Annotated in this window: 14 protein-coding genes; 7 read left to right on the top strand and 7 right to left on the bottom strand. The window is 74.7% G+C overall.

Features of this window, described 5'->3' with window-relative positions; genetic code table 11:
- Positions 1-126 precede the first annotated feature (126 nt).
- From kdpB to ABZ883_RS24255, 4 genes are all read left to right on the top strand, one after another.
- The gene (gene kdpB, locus ABZ883_RS24270) at positions 127-2286 is read left to right on the top strand and encodes a potassium-transporting ATPase subunit KdpB (RefSeq protein WP_360909366.1); all 2160 of its coding nucleotides are present in this window, start codon (positions 127-129) and stop codon (positions 2284-2286) included.
- 2 nt (positions 2287-2288) lie between these two features.
- A complete protein-coding gene (locus ABZ883_RS24265) occupies positions 2289-3128 on the top strand; it encodes a potassium-transporting ATPase subunit C (protein ID WP_360909365.1) in 840 nt (279 codons plus the stop codon).
- Between the two features lie 2 nt (positions 3129-3130).
- The gene (gene kdpA, locus ABZ883_RS24260) at positions 3131-4753 is read left to right on the top strand and encodes a potassium-transporting ATPase subunit KdpA (protein ID WP_360909364.1); all 1623 of its coding nucleotides are present in this window, start codon (positions 3131-3133) and stop codon (positions 4751-4753) included.
- Between the two features lie 95 nt (positions 4754-4848).
- A complete protein-coding gene (locus tag ABZ883_RS24255) occupies positions 4849-5364 on the top strand; it encodes an HD domain-containing protein (RefSeq protein WP_360909598.1) in 516 nt (171 codons plus the stop codon).
- A 9-nt stretch (positions 5365-5373) separates the two neighbouring features.
- Here ABZ883_RS24255 and ABZ883_RS24250 read toward each other — a convergent pair whose 3' ends face one another.
- From ABZ883_RS24250 to ABZ883_RS24240, 3 genes are all read right to left on the bottom strand, one after another.
- Entirely contained in the window at positions 5374-7575 is a 2202-nt protein-coding gene (locus tag ABZ883_RS24250) for an FUSC family protein (protein ID WP_360909362.1), read from the bottom strand.
- Positions 7576-8275: 700 nt separating this feature from the next.
- Positions 8276-8857, bottom strand: a complete 582-nt coding sequence (locus ABZ883_RS24245) for a peptidoglycan-binding domain-containing protein (RefSeq protein WP_360909360.1) — start codon at positions 8855-8857, stop codon at positions 8276-8278.
- A gap of 260 nt (positions 8858-9117) precedes the next feature.
- Complete coding sequence (locus ABZ883_RS24240) at positions 9118-10134, bottom strand: AbfB domain-containing protein (RefSeq protein WP_360909358.1); 1017 nt, start codon at positions 10132-10134, stop codon at positions 9118-9120.
- Between the two features lie 317 nt (positions 10135-10451).
- Between ABZ883_RS24240 and ABZ883_RS24235 the strand changes: the two genes are divergently transcribed.
- Entirely contained in the window at positions 10452-11942 is a 1491-nt protein-coding gene (locus ABZ883_RS24235; RefSeq protein ID WP_360909356.1) for an MFS transporter, read from the top strand.
- A gap of 19 nt (positions 11943-11961) precedes the next feature.
- Here the strand turns inward: ABZ883_RS24235 and ABZ883_RS24230 are convergent, their stop codons facing one another.
- Complete coding sequence (locus ABZ883_RS24230) at positions 11962-12477, bottom strand: DUF664 domain-containing protein (RefSeq protein WP_360909354.1); 516 nt, start codon at positions 12475-12477, stop codon at positions 11962-11964.
- Positions 12478-12517: 40 nt separating this feature from the next.
- Complete coding sequence (locus ABZ883_RS24225; RefSeq protein ID WP_360909352.1) at positions 12518-13471, bottom strand: LysR family transcriptional regulator; 954 nt, start codon at positions 13469-13471, stop codon at positions 12518-12520.
- A gap of 48 nt (positions 13472-13519) precedes the next feature.
- On the opposite strand from ABZ883_RS24225, the gene ABZ883_RS24220 reads away from it, so the two are divergent.
- The gene (locus ABZ883_RS24220; RefSeq protein ID WP_360909350.1) at positions 13520-14425 is read left to right on the top strand and encodes a DMT family transporter; all 906 of its coding nucleotides are present in this window, start codon (positions 13520-13522) and stop codon (positions 14423-14425) included.
- Here the strand turns inward: ABZ883_RS24220 and ABZ883_RS24215 are convergent.
- Positions 14392-15135, bottom strand: a complete 744-nt coding sequence (locus ABZ883_RS24215) for a class I SAM-dependent methyltransferase (RefSeq protein WP_360909348.1) — start codon at positions 15133-15135, stop codon at positions 14392-14394. The two genes, ABZ883_RS24220 and ABZ883_RS24215, sit on opposite strands and share 34 nt — an antisense overlap.
- Before the next feature lie 55 nt (positions 15136-15190).
- Entirely contained in the window at positions 15191-16729 is a 1539-nt protein-coding gene (locus ABZ883_RS24210; protein WP_360909346.1) for a S1 family peptidase, read from the bottom strand.
- A 231-nt stretch (positions 16730-16960) separates the two neighbouring features.
- Between ABZ883_RS24210 and ABZ883_RS24205 the strand changes: the two genes are divergently transcribed.
- Positions 16961-17407, top strand: coding sequence for an SRPBCC family protein (locus tag ABZ883_RS24205; protein WP_360909344.1), 447 nt, complete (start codon positions 16961-16963; stop codon positions 17405-17407).
- Positions 17408-17440 lie beyond the last annotated feature (33 nt).

The following is a 17440-nucleotide window of genomic DNA, read 5'->3' as shown; positions in this document are numbered from 1 at the left end:
TCCGCGGGCCGCCCGCCCCCACCGGGGCCCCTCCATCGCCCTCCGGGCAGGTGCCGTCCCCGCGTTGCCCTGCCCGGAGGTGCCCGACCGCTTCCGCACCACCGCTTAGTTTCCGGAGCACCTCAGATGACCACAGCCCCAGCCCTCGCCGCACCGACCCCGGGGAGCGAGGCCGAACCCCCCGGTCCCGGCCGGAACCGCCGTGTCGGCGGGGGCCTGCTCGATCCCCGGCAGCTGTGGCTCGCCCTGCCGGAGGCGCTGCGCAAGCTCAACCCCGTCACACTCTTCCGCAATCCGGTCATGTTCGTCACCGAGATCGGCGCGGCGCTGACCACCGGGCTCGCGATCGCCCACTCCTCGCTGTTCGCGTGGCTGATCACCGCCTGGCTCTGGCTCACCGTCGTCTTCGGCAACCTCGCCGAGGCCGTGGCCGAGAGCCGCGGCAAGGCGCAGGCGGAGTCGCTGCGCCGGACCCGGCGGCAGACCACCGCCCGGCGGCTGACGGAGAAGGGGGAGAAGACCGTCCCCGCGATCGCCCTGCGCCGCGGTGACATGGTGGTCGTGGAGGCCGGCGAGCTGATACCCGGTGACGGCGACGTCGTCGAGGGTGTCGCCAGCGTCGACGAGTCCGCCATCACGGGGGAGTCCGCGCCCGTCATCCGCGAGTCCGGCGGCGACCGCTGCGCCGTCACGGCCGGGACCAAGGTGCTCTCGGACCGCATCGTCGTCCGCATCACCCAGGACCCCGGCGCCGGCTTCCTGGACCGGATGATCGCCCTCGTCGAGGGCGCCAACCGGCAGAAGACCCCCAACGAGCTGGCCCTGAACCTGCTCCTGGTGATGCTGACCTTCGTCTTCCTGATCGCCGTCGTCACCCTGCAGCCCATGGCGATCTTCTCCAAGGGCATCACGGGCGCCGCCCCCGACAGCACCGCGCTGACCGCCGACGGCGTCACCGGCATCGTCCTGGTCTCCCTGCTGGTCTGCCTCATCCCGACCACCATCGGGGCCCTGCTCTCGGCGATCGGCATCGCGGGCATGGACCGGCTCGTGCAGCGCAACGTCCTCGCCTCGTCGGGCCGCGCCGTGGAAGCGGCGGGCGACGTCAACACCCTGCTGCTCGACAAGACCGGCACCATCACCTACGGCAACCGGCAGGCCGGCGGGTTCCTGCCGATCGGCGGCATCGAGCCGGAACGACTCGCCCAGGCCGCCCTGCTGTCCAGCCTCGCCGACGAGACCCCCGAGGGCCGCTCGATCGTCGCCCACGCCCGCGAGCACTTCGTGCTGAGCCACCACCGCGCCGACGAGCTCGAACTGCCCGAGGCCGCCTGGGTGCCCTTCAGCGCCGTCACCCGCATGTCCGGGGTGGACCTGCCCCGGGGCGGGCGGCAGTTGCGCAAGGGCGCCGCGTCCGCGATCGCCGGCTGGGTCCGCGAGAACGGCGGCACGGTGCCGGCCGGCCTGGACGTCTACGTCGAGCAGGTGTCGGCCTCCGGCGGCACCCCGCTGGCGGTGGCCGAGCGCACGTCCGACGGACCGGCCCGGGTGCTCGGCGTCATCCACCTCAAGGACGTCGTCAAGCCCGGCCTGCGCGAACGCTTCGACGAGATGCGCCGCATGGGCATCCGCACCGTCATGATCACCGGCGACAACCCGGTGACCGCCCGCACCATCGCCGAGGAGGCGGGCGTCGACGACTTCCTCGCCGAGGCCACCCCCGAGGACAAACTCGCCCTGATCAAGCGGGAGCAGGCGGGCAGCAACCTGGTCGCCATGACCGGTGACGGGACGAACGACGCCCCGGCGCTGGCGCAGGCCGACGTCGGCGTGGCCATGAACACCGGCACCTCGGCCGCCAAGGAGGCCGGGAACATGGTCGACCTCGACTCCGACCCCACGAAGATCGTGGAGATCGTCGAGATCGGCAAGCAACTCCTGATCACCCGCGGGGCGCTGACCGCCTTCTCGATCGCCAACGACATCGCGAAGTACTTCGCGATCCTCCCCGCCATCTTCGTCGGGGTCTATCCCGCGCTCGACGCCGTCAACATCATGCGGCTGCACTCGCCGGGCTCCGCGATCCTGTCCGCCGTCGTCTTCAACGCCGTCGTGATCGTCGCGCTGATCCCGCTCGCCCTGCGGGGCGTGCGCTACCGGCCGTCCTCGGCGTCCGCCCTGCTCACCCGCAACCTGTGGGTGTACGGCCTCGGCGGCGTCGTCGTCCCCTTCCTCGCGATCAAGTTGATCGACCTCGTCCTCGTCCAGTTCGTCCCCGGGATCTGACCATGCCTCCCCATCCCCGCCTCCCGCACTGGGCGGCCCACCATCTGGCCGCCGTACGGGTCGTCGTGGCGCTCACCGTGCTCGTCGGCCTTGCCTACCCGCTGGGCATGACCGCGCTCGGTCAACTGCCGGGGCTCCGGCATGCGTCCCCCGGCACCGCCCTCGGCAGGTCCTGGACGGACACCAAGGGCCGCCCGCTGCCCGGCTACTTCCAGTCCCGGCCCTCCAACGCGGGCGCCGGCTACGACCCGGCCGCCTCGGCGGCCGGCAACCTCGGCCCCGAGAGCGTCGTCGACACTCCGGACAAGCCGAGCCTGCTCACCCAGGTCTGCGCGCGCAGCAAGGCGGTCGGTGAGCTGGAGGGCGTCGACGGCTCCCGCCCCTACTGCACCGCCGACGGCGTCGGCGCCGTGCTCGGCGTTTTCCGCGCGGACGGCACCACCGGCGACGTCCAGCGCGTGATCAGCCTCAACCAGCCCTGTCCCGCACGGCCGTTCACCGCCTCGTACGACGGCGTGGCCGTGGTGTGCGCGGCAGCGGGCGCCGACTACGCGCAGGCCGTCGTCGTCCCCGTGCGCGGCGGCGCCCCCGCGCACCCCGTGGTGCCCGCGGACGCCGTCACCGCGAGCGGGAGCGGCCTCGACCCGGACATCAGCCCCGCCTACGCGCGCCTCCAGACCCCCCGGGTAGCCCGCGAACGCGGTCTGCCCGAGAGCACCGTGCGCGCACTCGTCGCCCGCTGCACCACCGGCCGCGCACTCGGTGTGTTCGGCGAGCCGGCCGTCGACGTCGCCGGCCTCAACAGCGCGCTGGACCGCGCCCGTCCGCTCCGGGGAGCCTGAGCATGACCGTCTTCGGCTGGCTCCAGGCCACCCTCGTCATCGCCGTCGTCGTCGGCCTGCACGTACCGCTCGGCGACTACTTCGCCCGCGCTCTCGACGGCGGGCGGCACCTCGCGCCCGAACGGCTGCTGTACCGGGTCTGCGGCGTCGACCCCGACCGCGAACAGAACTGGCGGCACTACCTCTTCGCGCTCCTGGCCTTCAGCGCCGCGAGCATCGCCGCCCTCTTCGCGCTGTTCACCTTCCAGGACCGCCTGCCGTGGTCGCTCGGCCGTGACGGCATGCCCTGGCCGCTCGCGCTGCACACCGCGGTCAGCTTCACCACCAACACCAGCTGGCAGAACTACGCCGGGGAGTCCACCACCGGCCACCTCGCGGTGATGGCGGGCCTGGGCACCCAGGCCTTCGCGTCCGGCGCCGTCGGCATCTGCGCGGCCCTCGCGCTGGTCCGCGGCCTGGTCCGGCGCGGCACCGACGAACTCGGCAACTTCTGGGTCGACCTGATCCGTTCGGTGCTGCGCGTCTTCCTGCCGCTCGCCGTCGTCTTCGGACTGCTGCTCATGGCGGCCGGCGTGCCGCAGCACCTGTCCGGCGTCGACCAGCTGGCGGGCCCGGTCGGCTCCTGGGAGCCCCTCAAGCTCATGTCGGGCGACGGCGGCGGCTTCTTCAACGCCAACAGCGCACACCCCCTGGAGAACCCCTCCGCCTGGACCAACACCGTCGAGATCGTGCTGATGCTGCTGATCCCGACCGCGCTCGTCCGCACCTACGGCCGCATGGTCGGCAGCCTCCGCCAGAGCTGGACCCTGCTGACGGTCGTCGGGATCCTGTTCTGCCTGCTGCTCGTCGCCGGAAACCTGGCGCAGAGCCTGCACACCGGCACCGTCACGGCGGCCGTAGGCGGCCAGACCGAGGGCACCGAGACCCGCTTCGGCGTCCCCGCGAGCACCCTGTTCGGCATCTCGGCCACCGCCTCCGCCGACGGCGCCGCCAACGCCTCGTACGACAGCTTCTCCAGCCTCGGCGGAGGCGTGCTCCTCGCGGGCATGATGCTCGGCGAGATCGCGCCCGGCGGCACCGGCAGCGGGCTGTACGGCCTGCTCATGGCGGTCATGGTCGCCGTGTTCATCGGCGGGCTGATGGTGGGCCGCACGCCCGAGTACCTGCGCAAGCGGATCGGGTTCGGCGAGATGCGCCACGTGGTGCTCTACGCCCTCGTCGCCCCCACCACGGTCCTGGTCTGCTCCGCGATCGCGGTCGCCCTGCCCGAGGGCCGCTCGTCCATGGGCAACACCGGTCCGCACGGGCTGACCGAACTGATCTACGCCTACACCAGCAACACGGCGAGCAACGGCAGCGCGATGGCCGGGTTCAACGGGGCCACCGACTTCCACAACCTGCTCATGGTGGCCGCGATGCTCGTCGGCCGCTACGTGCCGATCGTCTTCGTGCTCGCCCTCGCCGGGCGCCTGGCCCGGCAGCGCCCCGGCGTGGTGACGGTCGGCACCCTGCGGCCGTACGGCGTCAACTTCGTCGTCCTGGCCACCGGTGCCGCGCTCGTCCTCGCGCTGCTCAACTTCCTGCCGGCGCTGTCCCTCGGACCGGTCGCGGAGGGGCTGCTCTAGCCGTCCGGGACCGTCGGCCGGCCCGGGTCCACGGGCCGGCCGACGGAACCGCTGGACGGACCGGGCGGCGCCCCGGAGGATGGGGTGCCGTGAAGGTGAACAGCGTCGCCGACGCCGACGCGCTGGCGAGCAGCGCGCACGAGGGACAGACCGACCGCATCGGCGTGCCGTACGTCGAGCACGTGCGCGCCGTTGCCGCGGGGCTCGCGCCCTTCGGGCCCGAACTGCAGATGGCCGGGCTGCTCCACGACATCGTCGAGGACACGCCCTGGACCGCTGAGCGCCTGCGCGCCGCGGGTGTTCCGGACCGCGTCGTCGCCGTCGTCGAGCAGGTCACCAACCAGCCCGGCGTCGCCTACGCGGACAAGCTGCGGCGCATCGCCGCCGACCGGGACGCCACCCTGGTCAAGATCGCCGACAACGCCCACAACAGCCGGGCCGACCGCGCCGCCCGCCTCGACCCGGCCGCGCGCGAACGCCTCGCCGCCAAGTACCGGGCCGCCCGCGCCGTCCTGTGGCCGGCCGCCGCGCGCGGCGACATCGCGGCGATCCTCGCCGTCGTCAACCCGGACCTGCTCGCCGAACTCCCGGCGGAGGACGGCAGGCCGTGACGACGCGGCTCAGTCCGGACCGGCCGACGCCGGCTCCCGCGACGCCGGGCGGGCCGCGGTGATCGCGGCCTGGAGACTCGCCAGCCAGATCGCGGCGTCGACCGCGTAGTAGAGCAGCGGATCAGGGGCCTCGCCCGCCGAGGCCGTGCAGACGTCGTGGATGACCGTGCGGTCCGTCGGCGCGTCGTCAGGGTGCGCGTTCTCGGGGAAGGGGCGCTCGCGGCCCAGGATCAGGTCGTAGCTGAACGGCAGCGCCAGGCCCCGCAGGCGGTGCGCGGCGTCGCGCAGGTGCGCGGCGCTCAGCGGCCAGGCGGACAGCGCGCCCGGCGGGCAGTTGTCCAGCAGGACCTGCCCCATGGTGATGACACGGTTGCCCGCCAGCATGATCACCTGGAAGTCGGTGTCCCCCGACGACGCGTGCCGGGCGTCGTGCCGCTCGGTGGCGTACTGGGCGTAGGTCGCCTCGACGATCAGCTGCGCCAGCCGGGCCCGCGGCAGGGCGTCGGTGGCCCGTGCCCCCTCGGTGATCCGCTCGGTGATGTCGGCGACCGCGCGGGTGCCGTGGTCCAGAACGCGCGCGCAGGCGCGCCGCAGTTCGCCGGTGCCCCCGTGCGGCCAGGCGAGCAGGCCGACGACGGCTCCCGTCACGGCCCCGGTCAGCACGTCCAGGAAGCGGGCGGCGGCCAGTTCCGGCCCGCTCGGGGCGATCTGGGTGAACGCGGCGGCCACGGTCAGCGTGAAGAACGCCTGGCCCCAGCCGGGACCGAGCACCTTGCCCGAGGCGAAGGCCAGCAGCATGCACGGCGGCAACAGCGCGGCGAACACCAGCGGTGTGCCAGCGGCGAAGTACAGGATCAGCGCCGCGACCACGGCGCCCGCGAGCGTTCCGCGCAGCGCCGGCATCAGCGCGGTGCGGGTGCCGACGGCGCTGGTGCGCATCACCGTGAGCGTGGTCAGCAGGGCCCAGAAGCCGTGCTCCAGACCGAGCGCGCCGACGACCAGCCGGACCGCCGCGAGCGCCACGGCGATCCGCACCGCGTTCTGGAAGTACACCGACCGCGGCGTCAGATGGGCGCGCAGCCGGTGGTAGTACAGCTCCGCCGTGGGGCGCCCGGCGTACCAGAAGGCCCCGGGACGGGCCGGCAGCGGCGTACCGTCCGCCGGCACACGCGCCCCGAGCACGATCCTGACCGCCGTGACGACGAAGTCGGCCGTGTGCGTGATGTCCAGGGCGATCGCGCCGTTGCGCACCATCGTGGCGGAGTCCGTACCCGTCCCGCGCGGCCGCACGCGGTGCGACTCGAAGGCGCTCGCGGCCGCACCGCAGACGGCCTGCATGGGCGGCGGGGCCCGGCCGGTCAGCGCCCGGTCCACGTCCTCGCAGGCCGCGGCCGAGGTCAGCAGCAGCCCCATGGCGGCCGGTTCGGGCGGGTCCGCGCCCTCACCGGCCGACTCCGTCAGCTGCCACGTCTGCGCCAGCAGATGCCGCATCTGCGAGGCCGCCTCGGACAGCGCCCGGTCCCGCGCGGACGCCGACGCCGGGCGCTCGTCCGTCGGCACATGGCTCATCCGCAACTCCTGCGAGGCCTTCACCAGCGCATCCGGGTCACCCCGCCGGGGCGGGTCCGCCGCCAGCCCGTACAGCGCCTCGGCCGCCAGACGCGCCGCCCGCGCGAGCCGCTGCTCGTACCGGGCGGGACACGGCGCCGGCCACAGGAAGCACTCCGCGAGGCCGATCAGCACGACCCCGGCGACCAGGCCCGCCAGCCGGTGGCCCAGGGTCGACGGTGCGTACGGCGGGAAACAGGGGAGGATGTAGAACAACTGCAGCCCGTTGGCGAGGCCCACCAGTTTTGGCCCGCCGACCCCGCTGAACGTGACGAGGAAGCCCACGACCAGCATCCCCAGGGCCGCCGTCCAGGCGTGCGCCGCCAGCACCGTGCCCAGTGTCACCAGGGCCATGCCGACCGGCAGCGCGGCCATCAGCGTGCGGGCCCGCTCGCGCGGCGATCCGGGCACGGAGGACAGCCCGCCGGCCGCGACAGCGCCGAACAGGGCATAGATGGCCACCGTCCGGTCGCCCAGGCCGTACCGCGCCGTGTAGAAGCCCGCGCAGGCCACCACGGTCACCCGCGCCGAGCGCCGCACCGCCGCGAGACCCGGATCGCGGGCCCGCAGCCACTCCATCCCGCTCCGGCGCGCCACTCCCATCGTCAAACGGTAGGACGCCCGCTGACGCCGGGCCACCCCGGCGCGGGGGCCGCGCCGCGGTCACGGGCCCCGGGGCGTCCGGTCGGGTGGCCCGCCCGCCTTTGGGGTGGGCCGGCGCCGGGCCGGTCGGCGAGACGCCGGGTGGCCCGGCAGCCGCTCCGGGGCCGTTGCCGAGGCGTCGCCTCGGCGCGTGGTGGGTCGCGGTGGCGCGAGGCCGGGCGTGTGCCTGCGGCCTTCGGCCGACGTGCGATCGGGTGGCCCGGCCGCCTTTGGAGCGGGGTGGCGCGCTGCTTCTGCCCGTGGCGGGGTGTCGTGCGTGCCGGGAAGTGGCGGCGCGAGCGTGAGTGCCGTGGCCAGTCGTGGCCGCTGCCCTTGGCGAGGCGGTGGGGTGGCCTGGCGGCGGTTTCGGGGCGGGGGCGGGTGCGGTCCCCGGTCTCGGTGGGCGTCCGGCCGGGTGGCCCGGTGGCTGTTCGGGGGCGGTTGGGGAGCGGGCGAGGGACGTGCTGCGTGCTGAGGCGCGGCGGCGCAACGGGGATGCCCGCGGCCGATTGCCGTTGTGGCCAGGCGGCAGCTTCGGGGCGGGGTGGGGCCAGGCCGGTCGGCGAGGCCTGGGTTGTCCGGTGGTCGTTCCGGGGCGGCTCGGGCAGGCCCCAGGGTGGGACTCCTCCGCCCTGGTGAGCGTGTGGCGGGGCCGGACGGGTCAGCCCGGGGTGCGGGACTCCAGGTCGCGGCGGGTGGCGTCGCCGTACTCGCCGCTCTCGTCGCCGCGGATGCCGTACCAGACCTGGAAGCGGGCGACGGCCGCCGTGAGGCGCCGGTCGAAGCGGCCGTCCACCGGTCCGCCGGTGTAGACGTCGGGGATGCGCAGCAGGCGGGCCTGGAGTTCGCTGACGGCGGGGCCGCGGTCGCCCTCCCGGAGCACGCCGGAGGCGGTTCCCGCGGCGGGCGGCGCCGTGGTGGCGGGCGGGGCGGGGGCCGCCGGTGTGAGGGTGGCACCGGGGGAGGACAGCACGAGGGCCAGGCCGAAGCCGGCCGCGCCGGCGCCCGCGACGAGGGCGCCCAGACCGGCCAGGCGGAGGGCGCGGGACGAGCCGTGCCGCCGGGTGGCCTCGGCGGCGGGGGGATCCGCAGGTGGTGCGGGCGCCGGTCGCGGGCGCCGCGATCCGGCCGGGCGCGGGGGAGGGGCGGCGCCGGCGGGACGGAAGAGGTCGAGGGACTCCTCCCAGGAGTCGCCCGCGGCCGCGGACTCGCGTGCGGGGATGACCCGCGTCGGCTCGATCATGCGGCGCCGTGACGGCCCTCCGGCGGACGGGTTCGGCACTGGGGTACCCCTTGTCTCCCCCCTCGGTCCTGCTGGTTCGCCCACATTAGGACCGAACTGCCGTGCCCCCGGCGGGAATCGGCGAATCCGCCCCGCCCGGTGCGGTACTGCGCTAGGCCGGGTCGTCACATGAGCTCCCCCAAGTGCGGTGCAACGCAAGGCGGAGAGCCGTCACCTGGTCGGCGGCGTGGACGGGCTACCCGGACGTGTGACGACAGGGCCTACGCCCAGGGCGGGGCGATCCGGAAGGAGGTGTCCGCGCGGTACCCGTCGTCGTGGCGGTAGGGGTCGATGCGCAGGCGGAAGTCGCGGTGCCGCAGCAGGCGGTCCGGGTAGTTGTACGACGCGAAGGAGACCGTGCCCCGCCAGGCGCCGGGCCGGGCGCAGAACGTGGCGTCCTCGCGGAAGAGCGCCGAGCCGTCCGGCCGGCCGACGCGGAGGCGGAAGTCCTGGTGCCGCAGGTAGTCGCCGTCCGGGGTGGCGAAGGAGACGCAGCGCGCGTCGGCCAGCCCGGGGACGAGCACGAAGGTGGCGGCGCGGCGTGTCGCGCGGGAGGACGACGCGCCGACGGGGGCGAGGCGGACGGTGCCGTCCAGGGCGCTCCAGTAGCGGTCGGGGTGGTCGGCGGACTGCAGGGACAGGCTGTGGCCGCGCGGCGCCCGCGAGCCCTCGCCGTCCTCGCCGTCCGCCCGGTGGTGGCTCGGGGTCGCCCGGGGTGTGGCGGGCGTGCTGTGCGCGGGTCCTGAGCCGCCGTCCGCGGGAGGCGGGGTCACGGCGGGGAGCCGGGTCGTGACCGGCTGGATCCGGGGGGCGGAGTGCGGGTGGGAGCGTGACGGCGACGCCTTCGCGGCGGCCTCCGTGGTCGTTCCGGACGCGGCCGCCGGGCCGCCCGGAGGCCGGCCGGGCGCGGCCTGTTCGGCGGCCGTCTCGCCGGGCGCCGGTGCCGCGTGGTGGAGCACCAGCGGTGCGAGCAGGGCGCACACCGCCACCACCGCAGTGCCCGTGACCAGCTGCAGCGCCCGCGTCTGGCGCCGGGGTGCCGGCTCCGCCCGCCCCGGTGCCGCAAGGTCGACGCCCAGCCGGCGGCGCGACGCCGCCCGCGTCCAGGCCTCGTCGTCGAAGCCGGGGACCGGGTGGTGGTGTGTGCCGGGGGTGTGGCGGCGCGGCTGGAAGACGTCCAGATCCTCGTCGTCGGGGCCTTCGAGGCCGTCGTGGCCGTCGGGCTCTGCGGCTGTCACGTGGGGTGCTCCGTCGCTGTCGGACCGGGGGACGGCGGCGGTGCCGGGCTGCCGGACGGACGCCTTCCGTGAGCGGCGAGATTAGCGAGACCGGGTGGTTTCTGCGGGGCTTCCGTGAAAACCGTTACCCGGTGATCCTTCCGCTGCCGAGCCCTCAACTCCCTTTCTCCTCAAAGCGGTTGACGTTCCGTCCGGGCTGCCCGTGGGCGCCGCGCCCGGGCCCGCACCGGCCCTGCCCCCGGCATGAACGGTCCCACCTGCGGGAAGGCGCGCCTGCGGAACCCGCCGCGCACGCCGAACGCCCAGGAGGTGGCCCCATGGCAGGGTCGACCGCGCACGCCGATCCACCGGGAGCAATGCGTACGGACGTGCCGGCCCGGCTGGACCGGCTGCCCTGGACGCGCTGGCACTGGCGCATCGTGATCGGGCTCGGCACTGTCTGGATCCTGGACGGCCTCGAGGTGACCATCGTCGGCAACATCGCCGGCCGCCTCGCGGAGTCCGGCAGCGGCATCGACATCAGCACCGCCCAGGTGACCACCCTCGCGGCGGCGGTGTACGTGGCGGGTGCGTGCCTGGGAGCGCTGTACTTCGGCCGCCTCACCGACCGGCTCGGCCGCAAGAAGCTGTTCATGGTCACCCTGGCCGTCTATCTCGCGGCGACCGCGGTCACGGCGTTCTCGTGGACCGCCTGGTTCTTCATCCTCTGCCGCTTCTTCACCGGCTTCGGCATCGGCGGCGAGTACGCGGCCATCAACTCCGCCATCGACGAGCTGATCCCGGCCCGGGTCCGCGGCCGGGTGGACCTGATCATCAACGGCAGCTTCTGGATCGGCGCGGCGGTCGGCGCCTTCGCGTCCATCGCGCTGCTGAACACCGCCCTGTTCGCCACCGACGTCGGCTGGCGCCTCTCCTTCGCCATCGGTGTGGTCCTGGGCCTGGTGATCCTGCTCGTGCGCCGCCATGTGCCGGAGAGTCCGCGCTGGCTGTTCGTCCACGGCAGGGCCGAGGAGGCCGAACGCCTGGTCGCCGACGTGGAGCGGGAGATCCACGAGAAGACCGGGCGGCCCCTCCCGGAGCCCGAGGGCAGCATCCTCATCACCCCGCGCGGCGACATCGGCTTCGTCACCATCGCCCGGACGGTGACCCGCACCTATCCCCGGCGCACGGTGCTCGGTCTGGCGCTCTTCGCCGGCCAGGCCTTTCTCTACAACTCCGTCACCTTCGGCTACGCCGTCATCCTCACCACGTTCTTCGACGTCCCCAACGGCAGCACCGGCTACTACTTCGCCGTGATCGCGGTGGGCAACTTCATGGGGCCGCTGCTGCTCGGCCATCTCTTCGACTCGGTCGGCCGCAAGCCGATGATCTCCGGCACCTACATCGGCTCCGGCATCCTCCTGCTGGGCACCGCCTGGCTGTTCCAGCAGGGCATGCTCAGCGCGTTCACGATGACGGCCTGCTGGACCGCCGTGCTCTTCCTCGCCTCGGCCGGTGCCAGCGCCGCGTACCTGACGGTCAGTGAGATCTTCCCGCTGGAGACCCGCGCGCTGTGCATCGCGTTCTTCTACGCGGTCGGCACGGCGCTCGGCGGCATCACCGGGCCGCTCCTCTTCAACGGGCTGGTCAGCAGCGGAAAGCCGTCCGACACGACGCTCGCCTTCTGCATCGGCGCGGTGCTGATGATCGTCGCCGGGTGCGTGGAGGCGGCCATCGGCGTGCGCGCCGAGCGCCGCAGCCTGGAGTCGCTGGCGGTGCCGCTCAGCGCCGTCGACGAGTCCGGGCAAACCGCCGCCACGAAGGGCTGATCCGCCGCGGTCCGGTCGCTCAGCGGGTGCGGCGGGCGGCCAGACCGCGCAGGAACGCGGCCTGGCCGGCGTGCTGGAGGTCGTCCGAGACGACGCTGACCAGCCGGACGGCGAGAGTCACGGGCGGGTCCCAGCTCTCGTCCACGACACGCTCGAAGTCGGCTTCGTGCAGGGTGCGCAGATAGCCGACGGTGTGGTCGTGGACGGCGTCGTGGTAGCCGGTCAGCAGCTCGCCCGAGGTCACCCGCACCGCGTCGACCTCCCCCCGGACGTGCCCGTACCCGGTGTCGTACGGCGGCAGGCCGAGGTCGAAGCGGTCCGCCCAGCCGTCGGCGGTCCACAGCTGCTCCGTGCCGGCGGCGTCGGCGACATGGTCGTCCTGGATCCGTGTGAGGTGCCAGACCAGCCAGGCGATCGAGTTGGCGCGGCCCTCCAGACGGGCGTGCAGTTCGTCGGGGGTCAGGCCGTCGACGGCCTCGTGGACGACCTCCTGGATCCGGCCGAAGGCGTCTACCAGCAGTTGGGCGCTCTTCACGGGTACTCCTTGCGTTCGGTGGGCCGGGTTGCGCTCCACGCTAGGCGGCTGCCCCGGCGGCGGCCACGAGACACTCCAGGACCCGGCGCAGTGCCGGCTGCCGCGAGGTGCCGGAGGCGAGCAGGGCGGAGACGGTGCGGGTCACCGGGCGGGCCGGTGGGTGCAGGCTGACGCCGTCCAGGGCGGCGGGAAGGGCCATGCGCGGCACGAGCGCGACGCCCGCCCCGGCCCGGACGAGGGCGGTGAGCACGGCGAAGTCGCTCGCCAGCGCCACCGGCCGCGGGACGAACCCGGCGGCCCCGCAGGCCCGCCGGGTCAGCTCGTGGCAGGAGGTCTCCGGACCGGGCAGCAGCCAGTTCTCCGCGGCGAGGCCGGCGAGGTCGGCGCTCTGCCCGGGGGCGAGCCGCAGGCGGTCCGCGAGGGCCGCCGGCAGGGCCAGCAGCACCGGCTCGTCGAGCAGCCGGTGCTGCTCGCACCCGGCGGGGACGTCGCGGGGCAGCAGGCTGTACGCGTGGACCACCGCGATGTCCGCCTCGCGGCGGCGCAGCGCGCCCACGGCGGCGTCCGGTTCGTGCTCGGCGATGCGCAGTTCGGCGGGTCCCGTGCCGTCCGCGGCGGCCTCGGCGGCGAGGCGCGCCCAGACGTCGGGCAGCAGGACGCGTGCTGCGGACGGGAAGGCGGCGACGCGCACCGGGGCCCGGTCCCCGCCGCGCAGGCCGTCGAGGGCGGCCTCGGCGGACGCGAGGTCGCCGAGGACCACCTCGGCGTGCTCCACCAGCAGCCGGCCCGCGGCGGTCAGCCGCAGCGTGCGCCCGTGCTTCTCCAGGAGGGGGACGCCCGCCTCGCGCTCCAGCGCGGCCAGTTGCTGCGAGACCGCGGGACCGGTCAGGTGCAGGGCCTCGGCGGTGGCGGCGACGGTGCGGTGCACGGAGAAGTCGCGCAGCAGGGCCAGCCGGCGGACATCGAGCACGAAGCTCACCTTCTTGTTCCGCATAGAAAGAGTAACTGGATCTTTGTCATCCTACTGGGGACAGTTGGGGACGTGAAGAATGCCCGCCACTCCCTGGCCCTCGCCGGCACCGTCGTGCTGTGGGCGTCCGCCTTCCCCGCGATCCGGGTCGGGCTCGACGGTCTCGGCGTCGCGGGACTGTCGTTCCTGCGCCTGGCCGTCGCCTCCGCGGCGCTGGCCCTCGTGGCGCCGCTGACCGGGGTGCGGCGGCCGCGGGCGCGCGACCTGCCGCTCATCGCGCTGTGCGGGCTGACCGGCATGAGCGCCTACCAGGTGCTGCTGAACTGGGGCGAGGTCCACGTGTCCGCCGGCACCGCGAGCCTGCTCGTCGCGCTCGCGCCCGTGTTCAGTGTGCTGCTGGCCACCGCCTGCCTCGGTGAGGCGCTGACCGTCCGCATCGTCGCCGGCAGTCTCGTGGCCATCGCGGGCGCCGCTGTCATCGCCCTCGCCCACGGCGGCGCGCACGTCTCCGCGGGGGCCCTCGTCGTGCTCGCCGCGGCCGTCGTGCAGGGATTCTACCACGTGGCCACGAAGCCACTGCTGCGCCATCGCACGGGCCTGGAGGTCGCCTGCTACGCGATGTGGGCCGGGACGGCGCTGCTCCTGCCGCTCGCGCCGGGGACGGTGACGGCGGCGGTCCACGCGCCCGCCGCCGCTCTCGGCGCGGCCCTCTGGCTCGGCCTGCTGCCCTCCGCGCTCGGCTTCGTGCTCTGGGGGTACGCGGTCGCCCGGACGACGCTCGCCGTCTCGACCGCCGCGCTCTACCTCGTCCCGCCGGTCGCCATCGCCGTCGCCTTCGTCTGGCTCGGCGAGACGCCGCGCTGGGCCGAACTGGCCGGCGGGGTGCTCGGGATCGCCGGAGTCGTCCTGATCAACCGGCGGCGGCCAACGGCCGGGGCGGGGGCTCAGCGGAGCGCGACCGCCAAGGTGACGACATAGGGCTCCTCGACCGTGCCGTCGGGGAAGAGCGCGGTCAGCCGCTCCCGTTCGGCGGCGAGGAAGTCCCGGGCCGGCTCCTCGCCGAGCACGAGGAACGCGGAATGGCTGCCGAGGCTCCCGAGGTGGACGTCCAGCGGTACCTGCCGCGTCCAGGCCACCCGGCGCACGGTGAACTCCGGCCCCTCCGGCACCCGGTCCTTCGCCCCGCCGCCCAGGGCGCCGCCACCGTGCCCGAAGTACCCCCGCAGCCGGGCCTCCTGGTCCGCCAGCCACGGCGCCGAGCGGTCGAAGTCGTTGCGCCACACCGCGAAGGCGCCGCCGGGACGCAGCACCCGCAGCGCCTCCGGCACCGACGCCGCCGGGTCCGTCCAGTGCCAGGCCTGCGCGTACGTGACGAAGTCCAGGGCGCCGGTCGCCAGCGGCAGCCGGTCGCCCTCGCCGCGCACCACGGGCACGCCGGGCAGTGAGCGGCGGAACTGGGCGGCCATGCCGTCGCCCGGTTCGACGGCCACCACCCGGGCGCCGCGGGCGTGCAGCAGGGCCGTCGCGATCCCGGTCCCCGCGCCGACGTCCGCCACGCGGGCACCGGCCAGCGGCCGCCCCGCGACCTCCTCCAGGGCGTCCAGCAGGGCCACCGGGTAGGAGGGGCGGTTCGCCGCGTACAGGGCGGCCGCCTTGTCGAAGGAACGGGCGCGGGAAATGATCGTCATGCCTCCATCCTGCGTCGTCGCGCGCCCGGCGGGCGAAAGCTTTGCCCTTCCGTGGTCAATTCCACTGGCCGCGGTACGCGTGCCCGCCTCCGCCGCCCGCGGGCCTGATCCACAGCGTCGCCAGCAGCCCCAGGAAGCTGATGGCGATCACGAGCACCCCCGGGCCGATGCCGCGGCCGCTGCTGATGGCGGCGAAGGCCGAGGTGTCGGCCGCGGTGCCCGGGTACCCGGCGGTCCCCGGAGCGGCCGGGGCGTTCTGACTGCCCTGTGCCCCGGGAGCGGCCGGTGCGGCCGGGGCCGCGGGCGTCGCCTGCCCGTTGGGGGTGTCCTGCGGATTCCCGCCGCCCGGGGTGGCGCCGCCGGCGCCCGTGCCCGTGCCCGTGGCCGGGTCCGCGGCGGGCGCGGAGGAGGCCGGGGCCGGCCCGCCGTCCTGGTCGGCCGGGGCCGTGCCGTCGCTGTCCGTGGCACGGGGGATACCGACGCCCAGCGCGGCCAGCGCGGTCGTCACGGGCTGGAAGAAGGTGATGCCGCCCGAGGTGCAGTCGCCGCTGCCGCCCGAGGTGACGCCGAGCGCGAGGCTCTGGGCGAACAGCGGGCCGCCGCTGTCCCCGGGCTCGGCGCAGACCGTCGTCTGGATGAGCCCGCCGACCTGGCCCTCGGGGTAGTTGACGGTCGCGTTCAGGCCGGTGACCTGGCCGGAGTGCAGGCCAGAGGTGCTGCCGCTGCGGAAGACCTGCTGTCCCACCAGGGCCTCGGCCGCGCCGTTGATCCGTACCGCCCGGCCGTCGCCGAGGTTCACCGCGCTCGTCCGGTCGTCGTCGGCGGTGCCGTCGCCGGGACCGCCGTAGCGGATCAGGGAGAAGTCCCCGCCGGGAAAGGAGCTCGCGACTGTCGTCCCGACCCCGGTGGCACCCCGGTTGTCGCCGAACCAGGTGGTGCCGACCGGGCCGCAGTGCCCCGCGGTCAGCAGGAAGGTCTCCTTGCCGTTGGTGACGTTGAAACCGGCGGAACAGCGGCTTCCCCGCGTGAAGATGGGGGCGGCGCCCGCGGTGCGGGTGGTGAACGTGTCCGTGGTCCGCTCCATGCGGACCGCGCCGCCGATGCCGTCGGCCACCTCCTTCAGCCGCGACCAGTCGGCGGCCGAGACGGTGGTGTCCGCGAGGACCACCACCGTGTTCGACTTCGGGTCGACCGACCACGCCGTGCCCGCGACCCGCGGTGCCTCACGGAGGGTCTCCCCGGCCGCGGTCAGCTCGCGCATGCTGTACCGCACGACCTTCGCCTGCGCGCCCGCCCCGGTCACCTCCGCCGCCGACGCGTCGTCGGTGACGGCGACCACCGCGCGGCCCTGCGCGTCCACCCAGCTGCCCGCGGTACGGGAGTCGCCGAGCCGGCTCTCCAGCTCTCTGGCGAGGGTGGCGGCGCTGCCCACGCTCTGCGCGCCGTCCGCCGGGGCGTCCAGGACCCGCCGGCCGCCACCGCCGTCCTGTGACGCGTTCGCCCCGGACTGCGACACCATCACCCCGCCGCAGACGACTCCCGCGACGGCCACGAGCCGTATCGCGCGCTGCACGCCACGCCGTGTGCGCCTCACCCAGACCCCTACTTCCGCATCCGTACGCGGACCCGCGACCCGGGCCCACCCTCCATACGTGCGGTACGCGTCGTGTACTCACCGTCGCGGCGACCGTTGTCCGCCGGGGCCGTGCCGGGCGTCCCGGGTGCCCGGGCACCGGCGAGGACCTATCGTGACGGAGAGGCGCCAGGCGGGCGCCGCCCGCGACGGCGCGTCCGCGTCGCGGGGGTGAGCCATCAAGGAGTCGGGATGGGCGGACAGTTCGAGGCAGTGGTCGAGATCGACCGGTCGGTGGGCGAGGTCTTCGCCTACCTCGCCGAAGGAACGCACGACCCCGAGTTCAGCCCCCGGGTGCAGGAGATCAGGAAGAGCCCGGCCGGTCCGACCACCGTCGGCACGATCTTCACCAGCGTGGTCAAGGACGCCGGCATGAAGTCCCGGCGGGAGTTCCGCATCACGGTGCTGGACGCGCCCAACCGGATCCGCTGGGCGGAGCAGTCCAAGAACCTGGTCACCGCGGTGCAGGGCGGCTACGACCTGGAGCCGGTCGGCGAGCGCGTGACACGGGTGCGCATCTTCAACGAGCTGGAGGGGCACGGCATCGGCAAGCTGCTCGCCGGACTGGCCCTGAGCGCGGCCCGCAAGGACGCGCCCGCCTTCGGGCAGCGCATCAAGGCGGCCGTCGAGGCCTCCTGACCCGCGGCGGACGGCGCCGCGCCGTCGGTCCCG

Origin of the sequence: Streptomyces sp. NPDC046977 (assembly GCF_040644455.1) — a bacterium.
In the GTDB taxonomy this organism is placed as follows: Bacteria; Actinomycetota; Actinomycetes; order Streptomycetales; family Streptomycetaceae; genus Actinacidiphila.
Note: the sequence above shows the minus strand (reverse complement) of the source record. Positions and strands in the feature narration are given on the sequence as shown.

Coding starts and splice junctions, on each gene's coding strand:
- ABZ883_RS24225 (WP_360909352.1), bottom strand. CDS start 13,471: ATGCGGAACAAGAAGGTGAGCTTCGTGCTCGATGTCCGCCGGCTGGCC.
- ABZ883_RS24245 (WP_360909360.1), bottom strand. CDS start 8,857: ATGATCGAGCCGACGCGGGTCATCCCCGCACGCGAGTCCGCGGCCGCG.
- kdpB (WP_360909366.1), top strand. CDS start 127: ATGACCACAGCCCCAGCCCTCGCCGCACCGACCCCGGGGAGCGAGGCC.
- ABZ883_RS24205 (WP_360909344.1), top strand. CDS start 16,961: ATGGGCGGACAGTTCGAGGCAGTGGTCGAGATCGACCGGTCGGTGGGC.
- ABZ883_RS24215 (WP_360909348.1), bottom strand. CDS start 15,135: ATGACGATCATTTCCCGCGCCCGTTCCTTCGACAAGGCGGCCGCCCTG.
- ABZ883_RS24265 (WP_360909365.1), top strand. CDS start 2,289: ATGCCTCCCCATCCCCGCCTCCCGCACTGGGCGGCCCACCATCTGGCC.
- ABZ883_RS24250 (WP_360909362.1), bottom strand. CDS start 7,575: ATGGGAGTGGCGCGCCGGAGCGGGATGGAGTGGCTGCGGGCCCGCGAT.
- ABZ883_RS24235 (WP_360909356.1), top strand. CDS start 10,452: ATGGCAGGGTCGACCGCGCACGCCGATCCACCGGGAGCAATGCGTACG.
- kdpA (WP_360909364.1), top strand. CDS start 3,131: ATGACCGTCTTCGGCTGGCTCCAGGCCACCCTCGTCATCGCCGTCGTC.